The sequence below is a fragment of the Microvirga sp. HBU67558 genome (genome assembly GCF_018069605.1).
Lineage (GTDB): Bacteria > Pseudomonadota > Alphaproteobacteria > Rhizobiales > Beijerinckiaceae > Microvirga > Microvirga terrae.
In genome coordinates this window covers 1-635 of record NZ_JAGPUP010000247.1, presented here as the reverse complement: position 1 = coordinate 635, position 635 = coordinate 1, and the positions used below count along the sequence as shown (strand labels likewise).

Below are 635 nucleotides of genomic sequence, written 5' to 3'. Positions count from 1 at the left end.
GAGGAGGGGCTGCTGGCCGGTCCGCGCCGCCTGACCAACCGCGCCTTTGATGCCCTTGATGAGGTAGGCGATTGGATGCTGGGACGGCGATACTGATCCGAAGGCAGAAGTGCTATTTGTCATGGCGCCAGCGTAAGCTGTCCCTAATAATCTTCGGACAAGAACTAGCCTATGAGCCCATCGCCACAATGGACCCTCTTCATCGCCCGCCCTGGAAGAGATCGGCAGCACGTCATCCGAGATCCTCAGGGCGAGCCGCGGATTATCTTTGGCGAAGATGATGGCACGAGGATCAACGATCGTCTGGCCCGGTACCTTGTCGAGAGCCTGAATGCGGATCTCGTTGTTGACGACCCGAACCCGGACGAGGGCTGGTTCCTAGACAGCCAGCAAGACCGCGACGAGCAGGATCCGGCCATTCTCATTTGCGACCCCGATTTCGAGATCCGGCTCGAGATCCTCGATACGGGCAGCCTTGAAGAGGATTGGGCGCTGGGCCGAAAGGTTGTGGCCCTGATCAATACCTACTTCACCCAAAGCCAAGTTTCACTGCCAAGCTCTGCCTCCGTCGGCGCTTCACCAGAGAGGCAGCAGACCGGCTCCTAACGACGAACCATCGAGAAGAGAAAATCCTC

The 635-nt window shown here is 58.6% G+C and carries 1 protein-coding gene; it reads left to right on the top strand.

Annotated features, from left to right (window positions below; translation table 11 throughout):
• Positions 1–171 precede the first annotated feature (171 nt).
• Positions 172–606: a hypothetical protein gene (locus tag KBI52_RS01045; protein WP_210804807.1), complete on the top strand. Its 435-nt coding sequence runs from the start codon at positions 172–174 to the stop codon at positions 604–606.
• Positions 607–635: the final 29 nt, after the last annotated feature.